The organism is Chloroherpetonaceae bacterium, from assembly GCA_025056565.1.
Taxonomy (GTDB): Bacteria; Bacteroidota; Chlorobiia; order Chlorobiales; family Thermochlorobacteraceae; genus Thermochlorobacter.
The window spans coordinates 26,901-51,990 of the sequence record JANWWA010000003.1 but is presented as its reverse complement, the minus strand read 5'-3'; the positions used below and the strand labels follow the sequence as shown (position 1 = coordinate 51,990).

The 25,090-nt window shown below is 50.4% G+C and carries 26 protein-coding genes and 2 pseudogenes; 11 read left to right on the top strand and 17 right to left on the bottom strand.

All coding sequences use genetic code 11. The features are described 5' to 3' along the window. Positions 1-45: 45 nt before the first annotated feature. Genes NZM05_03545 through NZM05_03535 form a run of 3 tightly spaced genes read left to right on the top strand, consistent with a single transcriptional unit; the run spans position 46 to position 2,647 of the window. Positions 46-177 carry a hypothetical protein gene (locus NZM05_03545; protein MCS7012694.1) on the top strand — a complete coding sequence of 44 codons (132 nt, stop codon included), beginning with the start codon at positions 46-48 and terminating at the stop codon, positions 175-177. Next, a complete protein-coding gene (locus NZM05_03540) occupies positions 170-970 on the top strand; it encodes a hypothetical protein (protein ID MCS7012693.1) in 801 nt (266 codons plus the stop codon). Before NZM05_03545 ends, NZM05_03540 begins: the two co-directional genes overlap by 8 nt. An 18-nt stretch (positions 971-988) precedes the next feature. Further along, complete coding sequence (locus tag NZM05_03535) at positions 989-2,647, top strand: ATP-binding protein (GenBank protein ID MCS7012692.1); 1,659 nt, start codon at positions 989-991, stop codon at positions 2,645-2,647. Between the two features lie 33 nt (positions 2,648-2,680). Here NZM05_03535 and NZM05_03530 read toward each other — a convergent pair whose 3' ends face one another. Further along, the gene (locus NZM05_03530; GenBank protein MCS7012691.1) at positions 2,681-4,120 is read right to left on the bottom strand and encodes an alpha/beta hydrolase-fold protein; all 1,440 of its coding nucleotides are present in this window, start codon (positions 4,118-4,120) and stop codon (positions 2,681-2,683) included. 228 nt (positions 4,121-4,348) lie between these two features. Between NZM05_03530 and NZM05_03525 the strand changes: the two genes are divergently transcribed. From NZM05_03525 to coaD, 7 genes are all read left to right on the top strand, one after another. Further along, complete coding sequence (locus NZM05_03525; protein MCS7012690.1) at positions 4,349-5,068, top strand: phosphoribosylaminoimidazolesuccinocarboxamide synthase; 720 nt, start codon at positions 4,349-4,351, stop codon at positions 5,066-5,068. An 18-nt stretch (positions 5,069-5,086) separates the two neighbouring features. Further along, positions 5,087-5,746 (top strand): DedA family protein, encoded by a 660-nt coding sequence (locus NZM05_03520; protein ID MCS7012689.1) that lies wholly within the window; start codon positions 5,087-5,089, stop codon positions 5,744-5,746. A gap of 8 nt (positions 5,747-5,754) precedes the next feature. After that, entirely contained in the window at positions 5,755-6,345 is a 591-nt protein-coding gene (locus NZM05_03515) for a glycerol-3-phosphate acyltransferase (GenBank protein ID MCS7012688.1), read from the top strand. Positions 6,346-6,355: 10 nt separating this feature from the next. Next, positions 6,356-6,802 (top strand): hypothetical protein, encoded by a 447-nt coding sequence (locus tag NZM05_03510; GenBank protein MCS7012687.1) that lies wholly within the window; start codon positions 6,356-6,358, stop codon positions 6,800-6,802. A gap of 152 nt (positions 6,803-6,954) precedes the next feature. Further along, the gene (locus tag NZM05_03505; GenBank protein ID MCS7012686.1) at positions 6,955-7,872 is read left to right on the top strand and encodes a transketolase; all 918 of its coding nucleotides are present in this window, start codon (positions 6,955-6,957) and stop codon (positions 7,870-7,872) included. A gap of 66 nt (positions 7,873-7,938) precedes the next feature. Next, complete coding sequence (rsmD, locus tag NZM05_03500; GenBank protein MCS7012685.1) at positions 7,939-8,502, top strand: 16S rRNA (guanine(966)-N(2))-methyltransferase RsmD; 564 nt, start codon at positions 7,939-7,941, stop codon at positions 8,500-8,502. 39 nt (positions 8,503-8,541) lie between these two features. Continuing rightward, a complete protein-coding gene (gene coaD / locus NZM05_03495; protein MCS7012684.1) occupies positions 8,542-9,045 on the top strand; it encodes a pantetheine-phosphate adenylyltransferase in 504 nt (167 codons plus the stop codon). On the opposite strand, the gene NZM05_03490 is transcribed toward coaD, so the two are convergent. From NZM05_03490 to NZM05_03440, 11 genes are all read right to left on the bottom strand, one after another. Continuing rightward, the gene (locus NZM05_03490) at positions 9,033-10,001 is read right to left on the bottom strand and encodes an ABC transporter substrate-binding protein (protein ID MCS7012683.1); all 969 of its coding nucleotides are present in this window, start codon (positions 9,999-10,001) and stop codon (positions 9,033-9,035) included. The genes coaD and NZM05_03490 overlap by 13 nt on opposite strands. 69 nt (positions 10,002-10,070) lie before the next feature. Further along, on the bottom strand, positions 10,071-10,961 hold the full coding sequence (gene folD / locus NZM05_03485) for a bifunctional methylenetetrahydrofolate dehydrogenase/methenyltetrahydrofolate cyclohydrolase FolD (GenBank protein ID MCS7012682.1): 891 nt from the start codon (positions 10,959-10,961) through the stop codon (positions 10,071-10,073). Next, entirely contained in the window at positions 10,958-12,310 is a 1,353-nt protein-coding gene (locus tag NZM05_03480; protein MCS7012681.1) for a DUF2029 domain-containing protein, read from the bottom strand. The genes folD and NZM05_03480 overlap by 4 nt, the downstream gene beginning before the upstream one ends. Before the next feature lie 2 nt (positions 12,311-12,312). Then, complete coding sequence (locus NZM05_03475; protein ID MCS7012680.1) at positions 12,313-13,281, bottom strand: SDR family oxidoreductase; 969 nt, start codon at positions 13,279-13,281, stop codon at positions 12,313-12,315. 204 nt (positions 13,282-13,485) lie between these two features. After that, complete coding sequence (locus tag NZM05_03470) at positions 13,486-14,076, bottom strand: hypothetical protein (GenBank protein ID MCS7012679.1); 591 nt, start codon at positions 14,074-14,076, stop codon at positions 13,486-13,488. Positions 14,077-14,107: 31 nt separating this feature from the next. Continuing rightward, on the bottom strand, positions 14,108-16,537 hold the full coding sequence (locus tag NZM05_03465) for a TonB-dependent receptor (protein MCS7012678.1): 2,430 nt from the start codon (positions 16,535-16,537) through the stop codon (positions 14,108-14,110). Between the two features lie 21 nt (positions 16,538-16,558). Further along, entirely contained in the window at positions 16,559-16,969 is a 411-nt protein-coding gene (locus NZM05_03460; protein ID MCS7012677.1) for a MerC domain-containing protein, read from the bottom strand. Positions 16,970-17,062: 93 nt separating this feature from the next. Beyond that, positions 17,063-17,251 (bottom strand): hypothetical protein, encoded by a 189-nt coding sequence (locus NZM05_03455; GenBank protein ID MCS7012676.1) that lies wholly within the window; start codon positions 17,249-17,251, stop codon positions 17,063-17,065. Positions 17,252-17,381: 130 nt separating this feature from the next. Then, entirely contained in the window at positions 17,382-18,443 is a 1,062-nt protein-coding gene (cobT, locus tag NZM05_03450) for a nicotinate-nucleotide--dimethylbenzimidazole phosphoribosyltransferase (GenBank protein MCS7012675.1), read from the bottom strand. Continuing rightward, positions 18,443-19,192, bottom strand: a complete 750-nt coding sequence (locus tag NZM05_03445) for a dienelactone hydrolase family protein (protein ID MCS7012674.1) — start codon at positions 19,190-19,192, stop codon at positions 18,443-18,445. The genes cobT and NZM05_03445 overlap by 1 nt, the downstream gene beginning before the upstream one ends. Positions 19,193-19,215: 23 nt before the next feature. Beyond that, positions 19,216-19,956 (bottom strand): dienelactone hydrolase family protein, encoded by a 741-nt coding sequence (locus NZM05_03440; GenBank protein ID MCS7012673.1) that lies wholly within the window; start codon positions 19,954-19,956, stop codon positions 19,216-19,218. Between the two features lie 91 nt (positions 19,957-20,047). Here NZM05_03440 and NZM05_03435 point away from each other — a divergent pair, with 91 nt between their 5' ends. Beyond that, positions 20,048-20,221, top strand: coding sequence for a hypothetical protein (locus tag NZM05_03435; GenBank protein MCS7012672.1), 174 nt, complete (start codon positions 20,048-20,050; stop codon positions 20,219-20,221). Between the two features lie 348 nt (positions 20,222-20,569). On the opposite strand, the gene NZM05_03430 is transcribed toward NZM05_03435, so the two are convergent. The 5 genes and pseudogenes from NZM05_03430 to carB form a co-directional block, all read right to left on the bottom strand. Beyond that, entirely contained in the window at positions 20,570-20,800 is a 231-nt protein-coding gene (locus NZM05_03430) for a hypothetical protein (GenBank protein ID MCS7012671.1), read from the bottom strand. Between the two features lie 68 nt (positions 20,801-20,868). Beyond that, complete coding sequence (locus NZM05_03425; protein ID MCS7012670.1) at positions 20,869-22,023, bottom strand: DNA methyltransferase; 1,155 nt, start codon at positions 22,021-22,023, stop codon at positions 20,869-20,871. A 135-nt stretch (positions 22,024-22,158) separates the two neighbouring features. Beyond that, a pseudogene (locus NZM05_03420) lies at positions 22,159-22,335 on the bottom strand (helicase C-terminal domain-containing protein). A 411-nt stretch (positions 22,336-22,746) separates the two neighbouring features. Continuing rightward, a pseudogene (locus tag NZM05_03415) lies at positions 22,747-23,325 on the bottom strand (AAA family ATPase). 252 nt (positions 23,326-23,577) lie between these two features. Next, positions 23,578-25,074, bottom strand: coding sequence for a carbamoyl-phosphate synthase large subunit (gene carB, locus NZM05_03410; protein MCS7012669.1), 1,497 nt, complete (start codon positions 25,072-25,074; stop codon positions 23,578-23,580). Positions 25,075-25,090 lie beyond the last annotated feature (16 nt).

The window sequence follows — 25,090 nt, the reverse complement described above, 5'->3', positions numbered from 1 at the left end:
TTTTTAAGCTGCAGAAGGGTCGGGTAGGCAGCACGCTCCGAGGGTTTGAAACACCGCTGCCTTCAAGCAGGCGATACTTTGCGAAATGATTTAGCTAAGATGTATTTTCTTTCGGCTAAATTCCTCTGCACCTATATGGCGACGGTGCAGCAACCAACCATTTTTCGCTATGCTTAGATTTGAAAAGAAGCTCGACGTTACCCCCGATAACCTTGAAGAACTCTCCGAAGTGCAGCGTGCGCAACTCTTCGATGCCTATCCGAAGTGGTTTGGCAAGGCGCCGAAGTCCATTGAAGACATGTTCATAACTGAAGGTGAAGCAGGCATTGCGCACTGTGAGTTTTATCAAGTCTATGAGAACGATGAGGACAGTGAGCCAAAGTATGATGTTTGGATTGTAAATGTTGAGATGGGCGCTGTCTATGAGTCAGGCACAGTGCTGGACACTGGAATTGGAATGGCGCAGCACTACTTTCAAGCGTTAGAAAGTGACGACAAAGAATTGGCGCATGAGCTACACGCTGCGTTTGTGCGGTATGTGCAGCAATCACATCAGCAGAAGCCTGCACCAGAGCATGAGGAAGAGCAAGAAGCGCGTGCTCTTGCTGAGGCACTTACCGAAGAAATTATCAACGGGCGTTCTAAGGAATTGCCTCCCGCTACACCTGCGACTGCCAAAGCATCACGCGCCGCTTCTAAGAAATTGGCTGCTAGACAATCAGCTGCAGCACAAGCAAAGAAGAAAACCGCGAAAAAAGCCGTCAAGGCTTCCTCAGGCAAAGTTGCTTCACCGTCCTCAAAACGCACTGCATCAGCTAAGAAGAAAGCAGCTCCAGCAGCCCGCACAAAAGCCAGTGCAAAATCTACCTTAGCGAAGCGCCAAGTTAAGCAATCGACCAAATCAGCAGCCGCTACTAAGCAGAAACAGAGCGCATCAAAGGCGAAAGCGACAAGGTTGAAGAAAAAATAACTATGGAGTGAAGGAACAATGGATAGAACCATACTGGGCAAAGTTATTCGTGGTTCTTTGCTGGAAGGATTGGAAATGAAGCTCTTGGAGCATGTGCCTCTCGAGAGCATCAAAGCAGGGAAGTTTTTAGTTGTGGAAGGCAGGCAGTATGACTTCTTTTCCATCATTACCGACATTCGCCTTGCTGCCAGCAACGATAGTCTGCTTTCCAATCCGCCAGACTTTCAGCATGACCTTATTCGGCAGGTTGTCTCAGGCTCATTGGCTTATACGGTTGTGTCGCTGCGTCCAATGCTGATGTGCGACAAGCACGCTCGTCCTGCCATTTTGGAGCCAGTGAAAACGATTCCATCTCACTTTGCTTCTGTAGCTGAAGCCACTGATGACGATATTGCGCTTGTGTTTGGATCGGAGTCACAGAATGCAGCGCAAGGGCGCAAGTATTTCTTCATTGGCACGCCGCTCGATATGAAGCAGCCTGTTTGCTTGGATATGGAGCGCTTTGCTGAGCGCAGCAGCGCTGTCTTTGGTCGCACAGGAACAGGCAAAACCTTCATCACACGCCTGTTGCTTGCTGGACTTATCAAAACTGATGCTGCAGTTGCACTGGTTTTTGATATGCACAATGAATATGGCACAAAGGGCACATTTGAAGGCGAGGGACAGTCGTCGGTTAAAGGGTTGCAGCCGCTCTTTGCGTCGCGTGGCAAGGTTAAGATTTACTCGCTTGACCCTGAAGGCACGCGCCGACGTGGCGCACATTGCGACCGCGAAGTCCGGCTCGGCATTGACCAAATCGAGCCAGAAGACATTTTGCTTCTTCAAGAAGAGCTGCGCCTCAATCCGACTGCTGCAGAATACACCAGCATTCTTAAACAAGCCTTCGGTGCAAATTGGCTTGGTGAATTTATGCGCCTGATGGACGACCCTGAGCAAGCTATGCAGTTTGCAGACCGAAAAAACTTGCTCTACTCCTCCATGCAAGCGCTCTGGCGACGTATGGAAAGGCTGCGCACGCAGTGCAAATTCTTAGACTTTGAGCCACAAGCAGGCAAGCTTAATATCATTGATGACCTCATTAGCGATTTGCGCCGCGGCGTGAGTGTCGTGGTAGAGTTCGGTAAGTATGAAGATATGATTAGCTACTTGCTTGTCGCCAATGTGATCACACGCCGTGTAGAGGAAGCCTACAAAGACGCAACCGATACCTTTTTGCGCACCCAGAACAAACTGGATAAACCCAAGCAACTTGTTATCGCTGTTGAAGAAGCGCATAAGTTTCTAAATCCACGTGCCGCTTCACAGACTTCATTTGGCAAAATTGCTCGAGAACTTCGCAAGTATTATGTCTCACTTTTGCTGGTCGACCAGCGCCCGTCTGGCATTGACGATGAAATTCTGAGCCAGATTGGCACAAAAATCATCGCAGCGCTTTCGGATGAAAAAGACATCAACGCAGCGCTCAGCGGTGTGAGCAATGCTGGTGGGATGCGCAACATTCTTGCCAGCCTCGACACTCGCCAGCAAGCCTTGATACTTGGGCATGCCTTGCCAATGCCCGTTGTGATTCGCACGCGTAACTATGACGCAGAGTTTTACGCTGCAATGGGCTACAAAGAAGGACGCGCCAAACACGAAGCCGTAGAAAGCCGCATCAAGGAAATGTTCCCTGATTAGTTTGCACAGCCAGCACCTTTCTTTCTCAAAGTGTCATGTCACTTTGAAGAGCTGCGTTTTGCACATTGCCCCGATTTGCAGGCGATAAAAGTAAAGCCCCGCATCAAGCTTGGGTAAGTCAACGGTGTGGTGCCCTCGCTTTTGCGCTTTGCACGCAAGCCGACCGAGTTCCTTTCCAGAAAGGTCATAGAGCTGAATGGTTACTTTTTCTCGCTGGGCAAGTGTGTAATGAATCTGGGTTATGGCGGGCATTGCGGAGAGCTTGAAATTGGTGTCATTTTCAGGACGCGGTCTGAGCACTTGCGTAGAAGTAGGCTTGCCAAAAAAGTAGAGCATCATTTCCTCCAGTGTTCCGCGCCATGTGCCCCAAGAGTGGCTCTCATTGGTCTCACGGTAAAAGTGCTCATAGCCCTTGCGTGTAAGCACATCGTGCATCTGGCGTGCTCGCAACGCAGTGTCGTGAATGGTGCCAGAGCTGATGTAAATCCTAAGCGGCAAACGGGGCGACTTTTCATAGAGTTCGAAAATCTCTGGATATTTCCAAAATGAAGGCGATTGCACCCCAATTTGCTGGAACACATCTGGCGCTTTGATGCCTACATAGGCTGCACACAAACCGCCAAACGATGTGCCAATAAAAGCACGTGCTGAAGCCTTTGCATCTGTATTGAACAGTGCGTCAATTAGCGGCACAACCTCTTTGGTTACAAATTTTAGAAACTTGGGATTTGCTGGATACTCTTCAAGCCGTCGGTTTTCATTCGGGTTGTCAGGATTGCGCGGGTCAATGAAGACAGCCACTACAGGTTCAAGGCGCTTGTCGTAAATCAGGTTATCGAGTGTGGTGCATAGTGCCCCCATTTCATCATCAGCGTATTCGTGCCCATCGGTTACATACAGAGCCGGCAGGCGACTTAGTCGCTCATAGCCAAAAGGAAGATAAACTTGAATTGCCACCGCATAGCCCAAATGGCGACTTTGCAAGCGCAGCGTCTCGCTCATTGTGCCTCTTGGCACATCAGGTCGGCGCAAACTGGATATGGGATACACATAGCGTGGCATTCGCAGCTCTGAGCTGTAGCCGAAGCCACTTTTGCACCGATACGGATTGGCAGGGTCCAAGAGCCATTCACGGTGATTGAGCACAATTTTGTAATCCAGCCTTGCATCAGCCGGAAACACCTTTTCCAAAAGCCAGAGGTCTGATTTACCCAGTCGCTTGCCTTCGGTGACCATACCCTTTTGTCCGCCCCACTGGTTGAAGTCGCCGTGCCAGTGCACCGTATCGGCATGACCGAAGTAAAGAAAGGTGGCTTCCTCGCCAGCCGTCATCGGAACACTATGATGCGAGCGGAGCGTCTCCCACAGCGCTCCCAAAAGATGTTGGCGGAGTGATGCATTCGAGAGGTTCGACAGCGCCACAAGCGCCTGCTTGATTCGCTCGTAGAATTCCATTCTCAGCGTCGTTTGCACACTCGGTGGGAGAAACCTACTATCCAAAATACACTACGCTTACTGAAAAGCGAAGCAGTAATGCTTGATGTGATACGCTTACCTTCCCAGTAGCAAAGACGGTCGCCGCAGCACAACCTTACGCACCGCTTCCGCCGCACCTGCGCAGCGGATTGGATTATCTTAGATGAATCTATAAGTTTGAAGCCCATAGTTAAAGCACAAACCACTATGACCACACTTGCTCACATTGCCAAAAAAGAATTGCTCTACGAAGGCAAAGCCAAAAAGGTTTATGCGACCTCAAATCCCTCGCTCATTATTCAGGAGTTCAAAGACGATGCAACAGCATTTAATGCCGAAAAGCGCGGCACGATTGCGGGCAAAGGCATCGTCAATAATGAACTTTCGTGTTTTCTTTTCTCATACCTGACTGATTTTGGCATTCCAACGCATTTTGTCAGCAAGCTCTCAGAGCGAGACATGCTCTGCAAAAAGCTGGAGATTATCAAAATTGAGGTCGTCACGCGCAACATTGCGGCCGGTTCGCTGGTCAAGCGCTACGGTTTCAAAGAAGGTGATGAATTGCCAACGCCAATTATCGAGTTCTACTTCAAAAACGACGCACTGGGTGACCCACTACTCAATGATGACCATGCGGCTGTGCTGGGACTTGCCTCACGCGAAGAGCTTGAAAAGCTCCGCCAGCTGGCATCAAAGGTCAATGCGGTGCTACAAGACTTATTTCTACAAAAAGATTTGAAACTTGTGGACTTCAAGTTAGAGTTTGGGCGATTCCACACGCTCGATGGCAGAACAGAGATTTTGCTCGGTGATGAAATTAGCCCCGACACCTGCCGTCTCTGGGACGCCCAGACGGGCGAAAAACTCGACAAAGACCGCTTCCGATTCGACTTAGGCAAAGTCGAGGAAGCCTATCAAGAAGTGAGACGACGACTTTTGGGCTGAGATTAATCGCACACTATTATGCTTGAAGACATCATCACACTTATCAAAACACTGGACAGCAGCGCCATATATCTTTCGCTCTTTACGATTGCGTATCTGGAAAATGTCGTACCACCTATTCCGGGCGATATGCCGGTTGCGTTTGTTGGCACACTCGTGCCGCATACTGACCTTTCATTTGCTGCTTGCGTCATGTGGGCAAGTGCGGGGTCGGTGTTGGGTTTTGCTACTATGTATGGCATCGGATACTGGGTTTCCTTGCGCTTTCACGGTGAGCCGAATGCTAAACTCAATTCACGCATTGCACGGCTTGTGCAGCGATTCTTTCCTGCTGAGCACTTACCCGAGATTCGCACACGATTTGCAAAGTATGGCTACGGACTTATTCTTGCGAATCGATTCCTAACTGGCTCACGCTCCATTATCTCCATTTCCGCTGGGTTTTCGCGCCTCAATCCACTGCTGACGCACCTTTGCGCTGCCATCAGTGCCGTCAGCTGGAACATCTTGCTGGTTTTCGGCGGTTACCTTCTGGGCGACAATTGGGAGACACTAGGCGACTATATCACGACTTATGGCACGCTCCTTACCGTCGTAGTTTTTGCGCTTATTGGCTTTTTGATTTATCGCTGGGTGAGAAAAGCAAAAACCGTTTCGCACAAGACACCGTTACGCTGAATACCGATATGTGGGATGCATTTCTCTTAGCTGCTTTGTCATACCTTATCGGCTCTATTCCCTTTGCGTTTTTGATTCTCAAAGCCTTGACGGGCAAAGACATTCGAACACTGGGCACAGGCAACGTGGGTGCGATGAACAGCTACGATGTCACTGGCTCGAAAGCGATTGGTATTACGGTGGGCGTCTTAGATGCGCTGAAAGGCGTCGCCGTAGTGTTACTAGCAGACGCTTATTTTAGCACGGGATTATCGGGCAAAGAGGCACTGGCCCCTAAGATGTGGGCAACCTTCTTTGCCGTGCTAGGGCATTGCTACAGCATCTGGCTTGGCTTCAAAGGGGGGCGTGGTTTAGCGACGGCTGCAGGTGCCACGTTGCTCTTTATGAAATCTATGCTTATTGCTTGGCTTGTTGTCTGGGTGCTGGCGTGGCTATACTCACGAAAACTACACTTCTGCAACATTGCTGCCACAGTCTCTGTTGTGCTCATTGTGCCACTCTTTGAGCCAGTCGAAGCCTTACCTTTTATCATTTTTCTCTCAGGACTTATCTTGCTCGCACACCGTGATGTAATGAAAGAAGCCTTCAAAGGTGGATAGCAACTTGAAGATGCACACACCGCAGAGCTATGCAATACTCTTCGCTTTACTTGCCACTTTCGCCAAGTCGGCCGTGGCGCAGTATCCAGTAAAGCAGCGTGATGCGGCTCTTGCACACAAGGCAAGGCTTGAAGCAGAACAGGAAGTTAAAGCTACAATTGACTCAATGTTAGCTCTGCTGAAATCCGAAGACTACCACACCCTCATTGCACGCTATTTTTACCCACCTGATGTAGACCAGACGCTTTCTAAGGTTTCGTTTGAAGCGCTGATAGCACAGTTCAAGATGAATGCGCCAGCACTCCAAGCGGCGCTGCAAGAAGTTAAGGGACGCAGTCCAGAGTGGAACGATGAATTCAGTTGTGCCTATTTTGAACGCAAAGGCAGAGATGTGCTCTTTGTGCGATACAAAGGATACTGGTATCTTCGCAATGCCGGAAGAGAACTTGCAAAGTGAGTGCCAGTCTCGTCGGCTTTTTCTCCCCTTTTTGCTTGGCGCTGTCAGAGTGAGGCTTGCTACGGTGAAGCGCATCACCAACGCTTTGGGTAAATTTTTGTTTCCTTTTTATAGCAGTTTTCGAGACCAACAATTCAAATACACCAGCAAAGATGATAGCTGTCATAGACCCGCCTGCCTTGCAGCCTTCAAAAGGCAGAACTGTCTCCCGCCTCAACACCCTTGAAGAACTGGAAGAACTGGCCCGCCAACTCCGTCGTGATGTGGTGCGAATGCTGGCTATGGCGCAGTCAGGTCATACAGGCGGTTCACTGGGTATGGCCGACGTTTTCACCGCGCTTTACTTTCATCTTTTGCGCCACAATCCCGAGACTTTTTGGAGCGGCAAAGACCAAGACTTTCTGTTCCTCTCCAACGGACACATTTCACCGATTTGGTATGCAGCGTTGGCACGCGCTGGCTACTTTCCCCTCTCTGAGCTTGCTACATTTCGCAAAATCAACTCTCGCTTGCAAGGACACCCTGCCACCGATACGCACTTGCCCGGCATTCGCGTAGCCTCTGGCTCGCTGGGGCAAGGGCTTTCCGTCGCTGTGGGTGCTGCACTGGCCTTTCGCTTGGACAAAAACCCATACCTTGTCTATTGCCTAATGGGTGATGGCGAGTGCCAAGAAGGGCAAATCTGGGAAGCGGCCATGTTTGCCGCCCATCACAAGGTTGATAACCTCATCGGTATTGTGGATTGGAACAATCAGCAGATTGATGGCGAAGTGAGCAAAGTGATGAATATCGAACCGTTTGCAGACAAGTGGGAAGCCTTCGGCTGGCATGTGTTTCATTGCGACGGTAATTCTATGGCCAGCGTGATTGATACTGTCAAAGCTGCACAAGCCCAATGTGGGCATGGTAAGCCAGTTGTGATTTTGGCAAAAACCACAATGGGCAAGGGGGTCTCTTTCTTTGAAGGCACAATGCCTGACGGTAGCAATTGGCATGGCAAGCCACCTTCAAAGGAACTGGCAGAAAAAGCCTTGCTGGAATTGCCACCTACGCAATTCGGCGATTTTTGAAGTCTGCATAACTTTCTGAGCCTATTTTTTGGAGACAGGTGCGGCACAACTTCTCACTTTGCGACGATGCGAATCATTGCAGGCAAATTGAAGCGGCGCACTGTTCGCACCATCAGTTCTCAAGATGTGCGTCCCACAACCGACCGAGTGCGGCAAACCCTTTTTGACACCTTAGCCGCTCGCATTGATTTTGAGAATCTCTATGTACTCGACCTCTTTGCTGGCAGTGGTATTTTGGGTATAGAAGCCCTTAGCCGTGGCGCTGCATTTTGCACCTTTGTCGAGCATCTCCCTGAAGCCGCCAGAGCCATTCAGCAATCTTTGGCTGCCTTCTCACTTAGTGCACAAGCCAAAGTTTGGCGTATTGACGCAATGCATTTTTTGGACAAGACCACTGAGCAGTACGACCTCATCTTTGCAGATCCGCCTTACAAATTCAGTGCGCATCACCGTTTGCTCGAGAAAATTTTTTCACGCAACTTACTCCGAGAAGGCGGCTATCTTGTTTTGGAGCATCATCGGAGCCAGCAATTTGCAATGCACCGTGAGTTTGAACTGCAAAAAACATTCGGCACGACCGTCTTGAGTTTCTTTTCTCCGAACGATAAACCAGCGCCTGCAGCACACTAAAAGAGAGCGTGCCCATCGGCGCCAAGAAAGCCAGTCGAGATGAAACACGCAATCTATCCGGGCACTTTTGACCCATTTACTTTCGGGCATATTGACGTGCTGGAGCGTGCACTCAGCATCTTTGATGAGGTTAGCATTGTTGTAGCTGTCAATAGCCAGAAAAAAACGCTCTTTACGCTTGATGAACGCCTTGCGATGATACAGGAATCCGTTGCAAACTATGAGCGTGTGTATGTGGAGAAATTCGAGGGCGGGTTGCTTATTGACTATGCACGAAAAAAAGGTGCCCACGCTATTATTCGCGGCTTGCGTCAGGTTGCAGATTTTGAGTATGAGTTTCAAATTGCGCTAATGAATCGCCATCTCTGTCCAGAGATTACCACCGTATTTTTGATGCCGAATGAAAAATACACTTACCTTACTTCCTCCATCATTCGGGAAGTTGCAAGCTTGGGCGGTGATGTTTCTGATTTTGTGCCGCCGCCTGTGGTGCGCGCCTTGCAGCACAAGTTCGGCTACTCGAGTGCGAATCAGAGCCGCTGAAAGCTTTCTGGAATAGGGAGATTGAAGGTTTCGGCAATGCGGGCATTGAAGACGCGTTTGCGCACGCGCACCTCTTCCAGCCGTCCTGATTCGCCCCTAAGAATGCGAACTGCAATTTGACCTGCCTGCCGACCCCATTCATACATATCTGCTCCGTAGGCAAAGAGTGCTCCCCGCTTTACCAGTCCAACTTCAGAGGTCACAATTGGCACACGCTTGCTGTCCAGTGTTTGCTTGATGGTCTCGAAGCTGGAGAAAATAATGTTGTCTGGCAAGGCAAAAAACACATCGATGTTTTTGGACAGCAAATTCTGTGCGGCTTGCTGGGATTCGTTTGAGTTCGTGATACCTGCTTCAATTAGCTCATACCCCAAGAGGTTGCACATTGCGCGCAGTCGGTTCATTGCATTGACCGAGTTTGGCTCACTGGTGTTAAAAATCGTGCCGATACGCTTGGCATTTGGGAACACATCTTTGATGAGGGCGATGCTGGTATCAATGTAGCTTAGGGTTTCATAGACGCCAAACAGATTCTTAGGCGCTTCGCTTGGCGACTTTGAAAGCGCCGCTAAGTCAGGGCGCGGTGAGACCATCATACAAATTGGCACAGTTTGCGTTTTGCTCACGGCGGCAACGGTTGCAACAGTCGGATTTGTGGCAATGAGCATCACGCGTTGCGCTAAAAAGTAGTCCAGAATTTGATTGAGATTTGCAATGTCGCCCTCAGCATTCTGGTCAATTACCTCGAGCGTTTTTCCCTGCTCAAAGCCAGAGTCGCGCAAGGCATCAAAGAAACCGCGACGGGCTTCTTCCAGCGTGGCATCTCGCACCATGAGCACATAGCCAATTTTCGGACGCATAGGCTGGGAGCTTGACCCTCCACAGCCATAGAAGTGGAGCAGGCTCAGCAGCCACGCACATGCAATTGTAGTGAAAAGAAAGGTCTTGTGTCGCATTGTCAGTTTGTGTTGAGATGTAGGTCAGAGCGCTCGAGCGCACTTTCAGTGCATCTCTGTGCCGATTTCTTATGACTTTTGCATCATGCGCAAAAAGGATTTCACGGTGTTCTGCAACAGCATAGCAATCGTCATTGGGCCAACGCCGCCGGGCACAGGCGTAATCGCTGAAGCAACCTTTGAGACGGCATCAAAATCTACATCACCTACAATGCGTGTGCCTGACTTGGTTGTCGAATCGGCAATGCGGTTAATACCCACGTCAATCACGACGGCTCCTGCTTTCACCATTTCTGCCTTCACAAAGTGCGCCTTGCCAATTGCCGCAATCAAGATGTCTGCTTGCTTAGTCAGCGATGGAATATCGTGCGAAGCCGAGTGGCAAACGGTAACCGTTGCGTTCATTCCCTCCAATTTCTGTAGCATCAGGTTTGCCATTGGCTTGCCAACGATATTGCTGCGCCCTAAAACCACACAGTGCTTGCCTGCCGTTTCAATTCGGTATCGCCTCAAAAGTTCCAACACCCCGAAAGGCGTGCAGCTCACAAAGCAATCCTCGAGACGACCAATTACCAGTCGCCCTACATTTTCTGGGTGAAAGCCGTCCACATCCTTGTGGGGTGCAATCGCTAGCGTTACAGCAAAGTCATCAATCTGCTTAGGCAAAGGCTGCTGCACCAAAATGCCATGCACCGACGCATCGGCGTTTAGTGCTGCAATTTTCTCCAAAAGCTCTGCCTGCGAAATATGCTCCGGCAGTTCAATGACCGTAGAGCGAATCCCGACCTCAGCGCATGCCTTTGCTTTGTTGCGCACATAAATCTGTGAAGCAGGATTTTCACCCACTAAGATCACTGCTAATCCAGGCACCTCACCCGTTTGCGCACGCAGCGCCGCAATTTGCTGCGCAAGCTCAGACTTAATCTCGTCTGAGATTTTTTTGCCATCGAGCAAAATCATTGTGCAGTTGGTTTTTTTGTGGTGGCAATTAAGCTTGAAGCGACCATCGCACGCTGCAAGTTACTTTCTCCGTTGCCACTTCGGGCAGCGTGCAGCGTTTTCTCCAAATCAAAGCCTGCGCAAAACAGTGCAGCAATCATCAGTAGAACGCCGAAAGGGAGGATACCATGTCCCGTCAGCAATTGGCTGAGATACATTCCGCAAAAGCCATCGGCAGTGAGTGTCGTGGTTGCAAAAAATAGCGCCACAAGCCAGTAAAACCTGCGGCTCTGCAAGCGCCGAAGATGCCAAAGGTAGGCAGCATAGAGGCAACTGGGCATGAGCAGAACGAAATAGTGCTTTTGTGAGATGCTTGCCAGCAGTGGAATCAAGGCAAAAACCAGTGCCGCCCCACCCCCTTCCCTTACAAGCGCGCTATAATTGCGAAAACAGAAGGCATACAACGGTATGATGCTGAGCAGTGCAAGCGTGAGCAGCGCACTCGCCAGTTGCAGCATCTCTGGCGAGATGTGCCAGAGCGTCAGGCGCACAGGGTTTCCGTTATGTTCAAACGCCACTGCATCACTAAACCAGCGATAGAGCTGCACATGAGGCGAGACATTTGTTACATCTGTCCACTCTTCCAAGCGGTGAAGTTTGCCGAAGAAGAAATCTTGTAGCCAATCGCGGTGATAGGCCACATTGGTTTCCACGCCCAACACAATCGTCGGGAAGAGCACGGATGCAGCGACGCCAAGCATGACTCCCCCGAGCGCACGCACCCTGCGCTGCAAAAGTAGCCAGAAAGCCAGTGGCGCCACAAGTAGCTTGATTGCAATTGCCAGACCCAGCCAGAAGCCCCCTGCGATGGCTTTGTTTTGACGCAGGCATCGCAGTGCCCAAATGCTAAGCGCCATAACGGGAATGTTCGCTTGCGCCAGTGTCAGATGATAGAGCACAAAGCGCGCACATAGCAACGTGGTCAGCGTGCCTAATATCCACTGTTGCTTCAGAGGAAGCGTAGAAAAGGTCTCGCCAGTCAGGTATTCGTAAAACCAGCGGAGCGAGAGCGAAAAGAGCACCACAGTAAAGACATTCCAAGCCACGACAGCCAGTTCTACGGGCACAAATACCAGCGGAATGTGTAGCACGGCATAAAACGGCGGATACTTGTATGGGTGTCCTTCGGGCGTTGGAATTTGGTAGATGTTTTTCTTCTCCAACATCAGGCGTGCGGCATGAATAAACACGCCCAAGTCTTTGCCGCGATGAATGGGCTTGATTGCTTCGAGCAAAATTGCAACGGCAATGAGGACATAGAGTCCAATCCGAAGAATAGGAAAGCCATTTGAGCGCAAGCGTGCGAGCATTTTCAGTCAGGAAGCTGCCCAGCTTGTTTTAGGAAGTATGTAATCGTGCGGCGCAAGCCTTCGGCGCGGTCTACTTTTGGCTCCCATCCTAAGACTTCACGCGCACGGGTAATGTCAGGGCGGCGTTGCCTGGGGTCGTCGGCTGGCAATGGCTTAAATGTAATTGGAACTTCCTTACCAGTTAGCTCACGCACAATCGCTTGCACTTCCTTTGCAAAATCCAAAATCGTAATCTCACTCGGGTTACCAATGTTTACAGGCTCGTAAATCTCGGTGTGCAAGAGTCGCCAGACGCCTTCCACGAGGTCAGAGACATAGCAGAAACTTCTTGTCTGTGAACCATCGCCAAACACGGTCATCGGTTCGCCTTTGATGGCGGAACTCACAAACGACGGTAATGCGCGTCCATCATCCAAGCGCATTCGTTCCCCGTAGGTGTTAAAGATGCGTAGAATGCGTGTGTCCAAGCCGTGATGGCGGTGATAGGCCATTGTCATCGCTTCGGCAAAGCGCTTGGCTTCGTCGTAGCAACCGCGTATGCCGATTGGATTGACATGCCCCCAGTAAGTTTCTTTTTGCGGGTGCTCGAGCGGGTCGCCATAGACTTCAGATGTCGAAGCCAGCATGTAGCGTGCTTTTTTAGCCTTAGCCAAGCCCAGCGTGTTATGCGTGCCTAGCGAGCCAACTTTTAGCGTTTGAATCGGGATTTTGACATAATCAACTGGGCTAGCAGGCGAGGCAAAGTGCAGGACGTTATCGACTCGTCCCTCCACATAAATAAAATTTGAGACATCGTGGCGAATAAACTTGAAGTTTGGGTTGCCAAACAGATGTGCAATGTTGTCAGGGCTGCCTGTAATGAAGTTATCAATACCAATCACTCGATGTCCTTCTTGGAGAAAGCGGTCGCAAAGGTGTGAGCCTAAGAACCCTGCAGCACCCGTGATGACGGTGGTTGGTTGTTCTGACATTCTAAGCGGTGAACCGTTTTTGCAGCAAATTTAATAATTGCCTGCATTCCTTTCCCGCCTGTAAGTGGCCTGTTGCAGAGATGGCTATGATGTTCCCTCACTATTACGCCCCTGTTGGGTGACAGTAGTCAGCTTGATGCTTGCTCACGTTTTTTGCATAGAGGCAGGACGGGGGAGACTGCCCCTCTGCGAGAATTCCACTTTTTACTGTGCAGCGATATTTACACGAAATGTAGCGTCAATGTCAATTTCGTTGCTGGGTGAATAGGCAGCGGTTTTGCGCACAGAGCCAGAATAGTGATAGAGCACCACGCGCAAGGTGCCATCAGTCGCACCGCCTGCAGTAACTTGTGCCCGATATTTCAGACCAATTTCCAGTCCGTTTCTATCCCTATCGGTGCGAGTGATGATGAGCCGCCCTGCTGCATTGCCACCAACGGTGTAGATAAAGAGATGCTCATCACCCTCTTCTTCAATCTCTTCGGTCTTGTCTTCTGCCGGGTTTTTAGACTCGTCCTTGACTTCCACTTCGCCGTTGTAGGTTACCCCTGCACGCAAGTTTAGTGGCGTAATCGTCGGCGGATTGCCTCCTGGCCCATCAAGGTCGCGCCAAGTGGCTTCTACTGGTGCACCGCCTGTGGTCGGCGTCAGTTTTAGTTTGAGCGTTGTGATTTTCTCCTGCTCTCTTGCATCAGCGGGGTTATCGGTGCGGCGGCAGCTGGTTAGTGCTAGCAACGCCAAGAGCAGCAAGGTTAAGCTTGAGTTGCGAACGATTCGCAGTTTTGTGTAAGTCATTGTCCTCCACTGTTTAGGTTAATGAAAATTTTTAGCGAAACTCTCCAAACGCGACTTGCCAGCGCACAATCACATTTCTGCCGGGGTCATCTGCGAAGTAGCGATAGCGGCTGAGATAGTTGCGGTAGCGCTGGTCAAGAGCGTTATGCACGGAGACAATTAGCGCAGCACGTTGTCCCCACAGCGAAAACTCTGTGCCGAGCGTTAGATTCAGTAGCCCATAGCCTGCTGGCGGTGCAGTGAGATTTTGCACATAAAATTGATAGGCTTCTGGGTCAGAGACTGCAGGCGGCAACTCCGCTGGCATCTCTAACTTTGGATACCAGTCTTGCCGTCGCACGAGTGTTGTGCTTATCTCGAGGTAAGGCTTTTCCAGTCCAGCCAGTTCCGGTAAGTCGAGGTGAGTGCCCAGCGTGAGCCTATCTGACGGCATCCCAATCAGTGGTTCATTCTGTCTGTCGTTCCAGCCCCGTACCAGCGCAAGCGAGGCATACAGCTCTACATGCTCAGCCACTTTCCACTCAAAAAAGCCATCAACGCCATGCAGCGTGGCATTCGCTTGCTGATACTCAAATGCTGGAAACGCCCCTCGAATGGTGATAATCGGCTCAACGCGTGGAAAGAGGTAGATGAAGCTCAGGATTGTGTTTTGGTAGAAAGAAAGCTCGAGGCGTGTGCGCATGCCGAAGTGGCGCAAGGTCGCATCAATGCCTAAGCTGCGCTCGACATCAAGGCGCGGATTGCCAATTTCGTATTGTGCTGTGCCATGATGCACCCCGTCGCTGTACAGCTCATTGATGCTGGGCGGTCGCCACGCTGTCGCTACATTCACGGCCAGTGACCACTCTTTGGCAAACTGCCAGATTGCTCCCAGTGCCCCCGTTATGGTTTGGAACATCTGCTGGTTTGGAATTTCGCCCCGTGCCAGTTGCTGCGCAATTCGGCTGCTGCCGTAGGGCGAAGCCGACTGCCAGCGCACATCGTATCGCACGCCTGCGCTTAGCGTCCAATTGTCCTGCACCCATTCTTCTCGCCAGAAACCGCCAAGGGTTGTGGCCGCAAAGTTTGGAATCAATGCCGCACGTCCCAAGTTGTGGTTCGACTGTGCCGTTAGTGCCACACCGATTGTGCCTAAAAGCTTGCCAATCGGACTGTGCTGAAAGCGTGCTTCAGCAGTGTGCGTAAAGAGCGTGAGGTCAAAGGCCGGCACCTCACGGCGGCTGGGGTCAGTGCCAATCGGCACGTGGGCATCAAATTCCTGACGGATATTTTGCTGGTAGCCATATGCTAGTTGCACTTTGCCCAGCGTCGCCATTTGCAGGTTTGCCCGCAGCGACACCAAGTCATGCGAAATGCGCTGACGAGGAAAATCAATTGCAAATGAAAATGGGTCGGTGATAGTGGGCTGCAAGCGTTGCATACTGCGCACAAGGTCAGTTACATTACCAATGTGCGCACTTTTCAAAATCCCCAGTTCAGTGGAAAAGCGGCTGTAATACGCTGTGAGTTCTCCCCAATCACCTGTGTAACCAGCGTGTGCTGAAAAATTGAGTTCAGTAAAGCCAGTATTGGTGAGGAAGTAACTTGGTGCTGCTGCATCACCTGCTCGACGCCAACTTGCTTGCACACGCCAACCAATCTGCTCGCCTAATTTGCCCTCCAAAAGTCCCGACAATGCCCCTTGAGCGTTGTTGCTAAAGAGGTTGAGTGTCAGTTCACCTTTGGGACTGGCTTCAGTCGGTAGCAACCGTGGCTCCAAGCGAACTACACCGCCAATTGCATCAGCACCGTACTCGACGCTAGCCGCACCTTTTAGCACTTCAATTTTCGCCACGGCAAAAGGGTCAATCTCTGGTGCGTGCTCTGCTCCCCACTGCTGCCCTTCCTGACGCACACCCGCATTTATTACTAGCACGCGCTGACTGTGCAACCCACGCACAACGGGCTTTGCAATAGAGGGGCCAGTTTGCAAGATGGTTACGCCCGGCAACTGACTGAGCGTCTCACCTAATGTCTGCCCACGATGTTTGTCCAAGTCAGCGGCACTCATCGTTGCAATTGACTGAGTAGCAGCCTGCAGCACTGCCCGCTCTCGCTCCGATTGAACCTCCACTTCTGCTTTCTCTACTTCGTGCGGCTCCAGGGCGAAATTGACTTCTTGCGCCGCACCAGTTCGCTGCAGCCAGATGGTCTCTGGCTTGTATCCAACGAAACTTGCTTGCAGCTCAAGCCTGCCGATGGGCACGCCTTCTAAGCGATATTTGCCTTGTGCATCGGTTTTTGTGCAGAGAGCTGTGCCCTGCACCTTCACTGTAGCAGAGGGAAGTGGCTCGCCTGTTTCACGGTCGCGCACTGTGCCGTAAAGCACTGCTGTTTGCGCCCACGCAGGCTCTGCAAATGCACTTGCAACAATAGCTGAATACACCACAAGAGCGACACCTTTTCTGCAAACGATTTGCATTTCAAAAATATTCAAAAAAAATTAAGCAGTGTGTCCGCAGTTTTCACTTTGGCAAGCATTTCGGCTCAGCCGCCAATTTACTAAGTGTGCCAGTGCCACGACCGATGCGCCAACTGGTGTTACCACTTCCTCCAGCTCTTCACCGACCCAGCCAGAGTGCGCTACAAAAATGGCAGCAAACCCGATGGTGAGAATCAGGATAGCCGTGGCGTTGTGGTGATGCCGAAAGCCGTGCCTCAGTGCTAAGACCCCGACCACCAAGCCAAAGACGATGCAGAGCTGCTCAACCAGTGGACTAGCTAAAAACCCAAGCCCCAACATCGGCAAGCTGGTTACCAGAAAAGGCATCGCTGCACAGTGAATGGCGCAGGCTGCCGAAGCCGAGAAGCCTACCATATCGAGGCTCAATATCCCAAGGCGAATGCTTTTCATTTGCAGTGTTCCGTTTTGCAAACAGCTTGCATTTTAGCTTTGCTCAAAAAATTTGGCTTCCTGCAAAAAGAGAAGCCAAAAGGGAAACACATTTTACGCTTTCTTAATTTCCTGCTCCAAAAACTTTATGTCGTCCTGTCCGCTGGGAATTTTCACCAGCTTTTCGGAAAATCGCCAGTGCCCCGTTTTCGGTGATTTGGTGGAATAGACGAGCTTCACAGCCTTAAAGCCAAGCTCCACTTTCTTCTTGGTTGCAGCAGTCTTTGCTTCCTTTTTTGCCATACCTTAAAGTTTCTCTCGTTTTTATTAGAGCCGCAAATTTACGCTCTGAAATTTCAAATCAAAAATCACGCTCTCATCAGATTGGGCGTCGCATGGATAGCGTCTCTGCGAGCGGAGATAGGTGCGATGCTCAGGAGAGAGCAGCGTGCTTAGTCTTCGGCACTTCTGTTTTCTGTGAGACTCCGGCTGATTCAAAAGTTGCCATCTCAGTCAGCAGGTTTGCCGCTGCTTCAATGATGTGCATGGCCAGCGCTGCGCCTGTGCCTTCACCTAAGCGCATCTTTAGGGACAAAATTGGCTCAACGCCAAGATGCGAGAGCACCCAGCGATGCCCTGCTTCATCAGAACAATGCCCGAAAAAGCAAACGGACTTCACTGCAGGGTTTTTCTTAACTGCGACCAGTGCTGCCGCTGTTGCGATAAATCCATCGACCACCATCGCAATTTGCTGTTCAAAAGCAGCAAGGATTGCGCCCGTCATCGCCGCAATTTCGTAGCCGCCGACGGCTGCTAGCCAGTCTTCTGGCGTGATGCAACTCGGTTGGTGCAACGCTATCGCTGCTTTTACTACTTGCACCTTGTGCGCCCATCGTTCATCATCAATACCTGTGCCACGCCCCACCAAGTATTCAGTCGGAATAGGTAGCAAGGCTGCACAGAGTGCTGAAGCGGCTGTGGTATTGCCAATGCCCATCTCGCCAATGCCTAATAGCTCTATGCCCTCACTTTTTGCCTGCTCCACTTCGCTTTTGCCCAATTCAAGTGCCCGTTGGCACTCTTCTTTGGTCATTGCGGGCTGATAGAGAAAATTGCGCGTGCCTTGTCGGATTGGCGCGTTGCGAAAGTTCGGCGCACTTACTGTAGAGAACTCTCCCTCAACCCCTGCGTTGATAACACGCACATCTATTCCACCCAGCCTTGCCAGCACATTGATGGCGGCTCCGCCTTGCAGAAAATTCAAGGTCATTTGGGCTGTGACTTCCTTTGGGTAAGCACTTACCCCTTCATCTGCAATGCCGTGACTGGCTGCAAAGACCAGCATTCGCTTGCGCTTGGCACGGGGCGTGAGGGTATTTTGCACGGCTGCTAGCTGCACACCCAGCTCTTCCAATCTGCCAAGAGAGCCTTGCGGTTTAGTTTTCTGGTCAAATTTTTCCTGCGCCTGCTTTCTAATGCCGTCCTCCGAGGTCATTATCCTTTTAGGGTTTTCTTGAAAAATTCTAATGTGCGCCGCCAAGCGTCTTCTGCATTGGCTTTGTTGTAGCCGCGCGTGTTGTTGGGATTCATAAAGGCGTGCCCTGAGTCATCATAGATTTTGATTTCGACGCTCCTGCCCAGTTCTTTCAATGCGGTTTCAAATGCACGCACGCTCTCAATAGGAATGCCACGGTCTTGACCGCCGAAGATACCAAGCACACTGGCTTTGACCGTCGCCAGCTCATTTTTGTCGCTACTTAGGCGACCGTAGTTGATGACGCACGCCGCCAGTTTTTCGCCCAGTTCTCGCGCAGCGAGCAGCGAGTAAGAGCCACCCATACACCACCCAATTGAGCCAATTTTTGCTGTATTTACCTCGGGCAGAGTTTGCAGGTAGGCATAAGCACTCTTCAAATCTCTGGCAGCACGGTCTTTGGGCAGCCCGCTCATCAATGCCCCTGCTTCATCTGGCTTTGTTGCCACCTTGCCACGATAGAGGTCAACTGCCAAGACCACATACCCTTCGCTGGCTAGCGCATTTGCCATATCCTTAATCCAGTCGTTCAGTCCCCACCATTCGTGAATCATTATCACTGCTGGATATTTGCCTTTTGCCTCTGGCATCGCAAGGTAAGCCGAGACATCTTCATCGCCTGACTTATAGGTTACGGTCTTCGTGACAATTTTGGCTTGCAGAGGCATCGCTGTATGAACAAGCAAAGCAAGCAGGATAAGTGTCTTCATTGTGGTAGATGATAGATTGGTGGTTAAAAGAGATGTTTTTTGAAAAATAACACAGTGCGTTGCCACGCCAGTGTAGCGTCATTTGGGCGGAAGCCTTCGGCGGTTGGTCGCAAGAATCCGAAGCCCGCCTTAGGATAAGAGCAAAGCTCCACGCTTTTCTGGAATCCCTGCATCTTTGATGTGAATTGTGCCACGCTTGCACGGTCAATGCCGATGTCCCGTTCGCCCACATGCAGCATAAGTGGGCATGTGATTGGTTTTATGAGGCTATCAGCAGTTGGCAGCGCAGCGTAATTTACAACGCAGGCTTGAAACTCTATGCCTTGACATGCAAGTACTTCCAGCGCAATCGAGCCACCTATTGCAATACCCAAAAGCCCAATTCGCCGCACTTTCTCGACATTTCTGAGGTAGTTTGCAGCGTCCACCACTCGTTGCTGCGCGTCTTTTTCTGGCAAAGCACGCTCGAGTTCGTGTGCTTCCATAAAGTCTTCTGGCACTCTGCCACGATACAAATCGACAGCTGCCGCTAAAAACCCTGCCTGCGCTAGCGAATCGCATAGTGAGCGTATCCACGCATCTACACCGAAATTGTCATGCACTACTAAGACTGCTGCTTGCGTCTTTGCCGTTGGTCGGGCTAAGTATGCCACAGGTGACGGAGCTGGCAAAGATTGTGCATGCAGACCAATTGATGCCTGTGCTGATACCAGCCACCACAGCCCGATGCCAGTTAGTTGCATGACCAAATATCGCAAATGCATTTGCACATTTTGTCTGCGGAAAGTTAAATTTTGCGCCGTTGCAAAAAACTGCAACAGCTCTCTCAGAACTTAAACCAATCAGGAGAAAAAAATGAAACGCATTCTTTTCGCTGTTCTAATGGGGTCTCTTTTGCTGTTTGCCGCTACTTCAGCTTCGAAAGCTACGGCTCCGAAGTCCGACAAGGTCTCCGTCGTAGCGGATTCTGCGGAGAAGAAAGCTGAGAAGAAGAAAGGCAAGAAGAAGAAGAAGGAAGAAGGTCAGTAAAATCAGCTTCGCAATTCAGTAACGCCCAAGCTCTTGCAGTTTGGGCGTTTTTCTTTTGCGTGCATCAGCTTGCACTAATGCGTTGCATCAAAAAACATAACGCAAGACCTTGAAGGTCAGCTTCCTCACCTTCAGGCTTGCGCTATGTTGCCGCTGCCAAATTGTTCCCGCTGAAGTTGGGAATCAAGGGAAAGAACAACATTCCTGACTTCGCTTACCATCGCTGGTTTGCACGGTGCAAAGGTAGGACATAAAAGAGCCACGTTCGCTACGGATTTTCTACGGAGAGGCTGCCTAAGTGATGATTTTACAGGAACTTACTTCGTTTAGCCCAACAAGCATCTCTCTTTACTCCCCGCCTAGCAGCAGCACAAAACACCGTGTTTCGTAGTGCCGCACCGTTCTCGGGCGCTTGTGTTGGTAGTCAAAGCTGACCACTATGGGTTCTGAAAAGTTGAGCGCATCGATCTTTTGTTTCAAGTCGTGGAGGGGTATATCTTCGCTTAGGTAGACAATGTATAGGCGTGGGTTAGCGTCAAACCCCCCTTCGTCTTGATACCTTCGGCACGCTCGCTTCATAATCCCAGTGCTTTGCAGTCAGGCTGAATGCTTGCCTCTCCAGCTGAGCACGGCTCATCTGCATGATTTCAGGAATCGCTTTCTTTCCTAAAGAGAAAGATATACTCGTGTTTGAAGATGTAGAACCCCCCCACCAACGCACGGTATCGCCAAAGTGCATGCTGACTTCGTTTCCCTCTCGTCTCCTCAAAATTTTTGACGATGATAGACTTCAACTTGTAACCTCGCTTTAGCGCCTCTTGCATAGCGTAGAATCCAAGTGGTATCCACTCGCCACCTGAATACTTGTCGCCAATCACCAAAGCAAAGTATCGCCCTTTTTCCAATACAGGGTATGTTCTATCTATCACCTTGCTTAGCATCGCTAAAAAAGCACTTAGGCAGCCAGCGTTTGAGAGGTCTCGCTTGTCATCACTAAACTTGATGATATCCCAGTAAGGTGGATGCATCATAAGAAGCTGGACTTGTTTAATGCCTGCATTGCATAGCTCGCTGTGGTAGTCTATCTCTGTGCTATCCCCAATGATGATGCGCGTTTGCACATGATGAGGGTTCGGCTCATTTGAAACTGCCATTTCTGCTAATTGAGCCACTTTCGGTTGCAATTCAATGCCAATGCCGTTGCGCCCTTGCCTTCTGCATTCAATGAGTGTCGTGCCACTTCCAAGAAAAGTATCTAGCACCCAATCCCCTTTCTTGGTATAGCGCTTGAAAAACTGACGAGGAATTTCAGGCACGAAATTTCCCCAGTAACCCGCGTGGTGTGCCCCTGAAGTATCTCGCTTTCCTAATATCCAGAGACTATCCGTTAAAATGTCATCATACTCTTGCCACTGATTCAGATTCAAGTCATTGATGTGAGACACCTTGACTTCGGAAAGTGCTTTTTTGAGACGCTTGATATAGTAGTGTGCTCGCTCGAGTGTCTGGGCACTGAGGATTTGCGAAAGCTGTTGTGACAAATTCTGAACACTTACGCTTACTCCCTCATTTTCTTCTACACTCTCCACCCCGCGCTGTTCACTCAAAAGACAGCTTTCTTGCAACTGAGAGATTTCTTGCCTGATGTAATCTAAATTTTGCAGTTGCAGCAACTTTTCTAAGAAGGATGTCAGGTGCTCACGCGTAGAGTTCAGCTCAGTGTGAATGTCTGATTGCTGCACTGCCCCCTCAAAAAGCGTTAGTGTGGCGTGCTTTGCATTTTTAATCTTGGTGAGTTCCATTCAGATACACGGCAATTCATTCATCTATGACAACGCTTTCTGAAGTTAGAGCATTCAACTGGAGCTTGAAAGCTGGCGCATAAAGTCCACAATACGCAAATCCACTTTGACATCGTCAGAACGCACTGGGCGCCTCAGCACAATTCCTTCCAGTGAGCGGCAGCGGGATAGCGCCACATAGAGCTGTCCATGCGCAAATGTGCCACGCCCTAAATCAATCACTACCTTGTCAAATGTCTTGCCTTGACTTTTATGAATTGTGACCGCCCATGCCAGCCGCAGCGGAAACTGTGTAAAGGCACCAATCGGCTCCGAAAAGATTTCTTTAGTTTTTGCATCAAAATCATACTTCAACATTTGCCATTCTACCCGCTCAGCTGTTACCACCTTCCGAACCCCGTTGCGCTCAATTTCCACTTTCACTGCATCTGGCAGAATCTCGCGTACTTTGCCAATCGTGCCGTTTACCCACCGCTTGTAGGGGTCGTTTCGCACAAACATTACCTGCGCCCCTTTTTTCAGCGTCAGCGTTTCCTCTGTTGGCAGCGCTTTGCGGTCAAAGATGCCTTCAATTGTCCCCATAAGCTGCTTCGGCTCTGCTTTTAGCATCGACAAACACTTTATGTTCATCTCACTTGCACGCTCGTTTGTCGTCGTCAGCGTGATGAAAAAATCCTCCTCGCTGGGCAAAAATTCAGGCTTCACACGCATGTTGAGCCTCTCTAAGTGAGAAGGCTCTACGCAATTTGTGCGAATCGCTTGCAGAAGCTCAATGAACGCTGCATCGCTTTGCCGAAAAATTTGCCTCAGCTGCAAGGTTCGCAGCTGGACTTTTCCAAACACCGATGCACTGAAAAAGTAAGGTGTCTCGTAGAGCGACATAAAGAGACTCTTTTCATCATCGCCAGATAGCACAGGCGGCAGTTGAAACAGGTCGCCAATGAAAATCATCTGCACGCCACCGAAAGGCTTTTTCTTATTTCGCCCATTTATGCGCATAAAGGAATCAATGCCATCAATGATGTCGGCACGCACCATTGAAACCTCATCAATCACAATCGTGTCAATTGCTTGGTAGAATTCCTTGCGTGGCGATTCTGTAATGCTTTTGGCAGTTACCACGCCCAGCGGAAATTTGAAAAACGAGTGAATCGTCTGCCCCCCTGCATTCAGTGCAGCAATGCCTGTCGGAGCAAGCACCACCACATTTTTAGCGGTGTTTTCCCGAAAGTAGCTGAGCAAAGTGGATTTCCCCGTACCTGCGCTGCCCGTAATGAACAGATGGTCGGCTGTGTGTTCCATCAAGTTGTATGCACTTAGAAATTCAGGCGTGAAGCTTAGCGGTTCGGCTTGGGTCAGGTCGTTTGTGAGTTTAGGCATAGCGTTCAGGCAGTTGTTGGGCGCTTGGCAATGTAGATATGCTGGGTATTCCAAGCAAATAACGCCAGAAACGGCACTGTCGCAGGGGCAGCGGCTACTACTGGCTACTGCACATTCGTCTCACCCACTCACTTGCTTTAACCGGTACGGCTAGCAATCCACGAAGACCATGCGTTACGAGGGCCAGGTATGCACTTCTGCGTGAGCCAGCTGGCGCAGTTCTAGCTCCATTTCTACAATCTGGCGGATTTGATGCAGAAACCATCGATCAATTTTCGTGGCTTGATAAATTTCTTCCACGTTTGCGCCAGTCAGCATGGCTTGGCGAATCAGGAAAATGCGGTCTGAAGTTGGAATGCGAATGCGTGAAAGCAGTTCGTGTTTGTAGCGCAGTTTTGCTTCATCAGACAGCGAGAAGACATCTACCTTATCTTTGCCATCAGCTCCTAAGCCTGCACGACCATTCTCCAGAGAGCGCAGTGCTTTCTGCAAGGCTTCCTTGAATGTGCGACCAAATGCCATCACTTCACCGACCGACTTCATCTGGATTCCCAATCGGTCTTCGACATTACGAAATTTCTCAAAATCCCAGCGAGGCACTTTTACCACACAGTAATCAATCGCTGGTTCAAACGATGCAGGTGTCGTTCTGGTAATGTCGTTTTGAATTTCATCTAATCGGTATCCTACTGCCAGTTTCGCTGCCACTTTGGCAATCGGGAAGCCTGTTGCCTTCGATGCCAGCGCCGATGAACGCGACACGCGCGGGTTCATTTCAATGACAATCATTCGCCCTGTTTCAGGGTGCACCGCAAATTGAATGTTTGAGCCACCAGTTTCGACACCAATTTCCCGAATGATTTTGATGGCTGCATCGCGCATTGCCTGATACTGCTTATCGGTGAGGGTCTGAGCGGGTGCAACAGTAATGCTATCGCCTGTATGCACGCCCATTGGGTCAACGTTTTCAATTGAGCAAACAATAATCACATTATCGGCGACGTCGCGAATCACCTCCAGCTCAAATTCCTTCCAGCCCACGATGGATTCCTCGACCAACACTTCGCCGATTGGACTAGCGGAGAGCGCGCGCCGCACAATTTCGAGATATTCTTCTTCCGTTTCCACAATTCCACCACCTGTGCCCCCCAGCGTGAAGGAAGGACGCACTACAAGTGGCAAACCGAGCTGCTGCATTGCTAATTCCGCTTCGGACTCGCTGCGCACGAAAATGCCACGCGGCACCTCCAAACCAATTTTTTTCATTGCTTCCGCAAATAGCTCACGGTTTTCCGCTTTGCGAATCGCTCGGAGCTTGGCACCGATAAGCTCCACGCCGTTGCGTTCCAGTTCGCCTGACTCAGCGAGCTTGACTGCCACATTCAGTGCCGTTTGTCCCCCCATTGTTGGCAACAGCGCATCGGGCTTTTCGCGCTCAATCACCTTGAGCACATACTCAGGGGTTATCGGTTCAATGTAGGTGCGGTCCGCCACGTCGGCGTCCGTCATAATGGTGGCAGGATTAGAATTCACCAAAATGATGCGATACCCTTCCTGGCGCAGCGCCCGGCAGGCTTGTGTGCCTGAATAGTCAAACTCGCAAGCCTGACCAATCACAATCGGACCTGCGCCGATGATGAGAATGGATTTGATATCCTTGCGTTTCGGCACGATGAGTGGTAGCTTA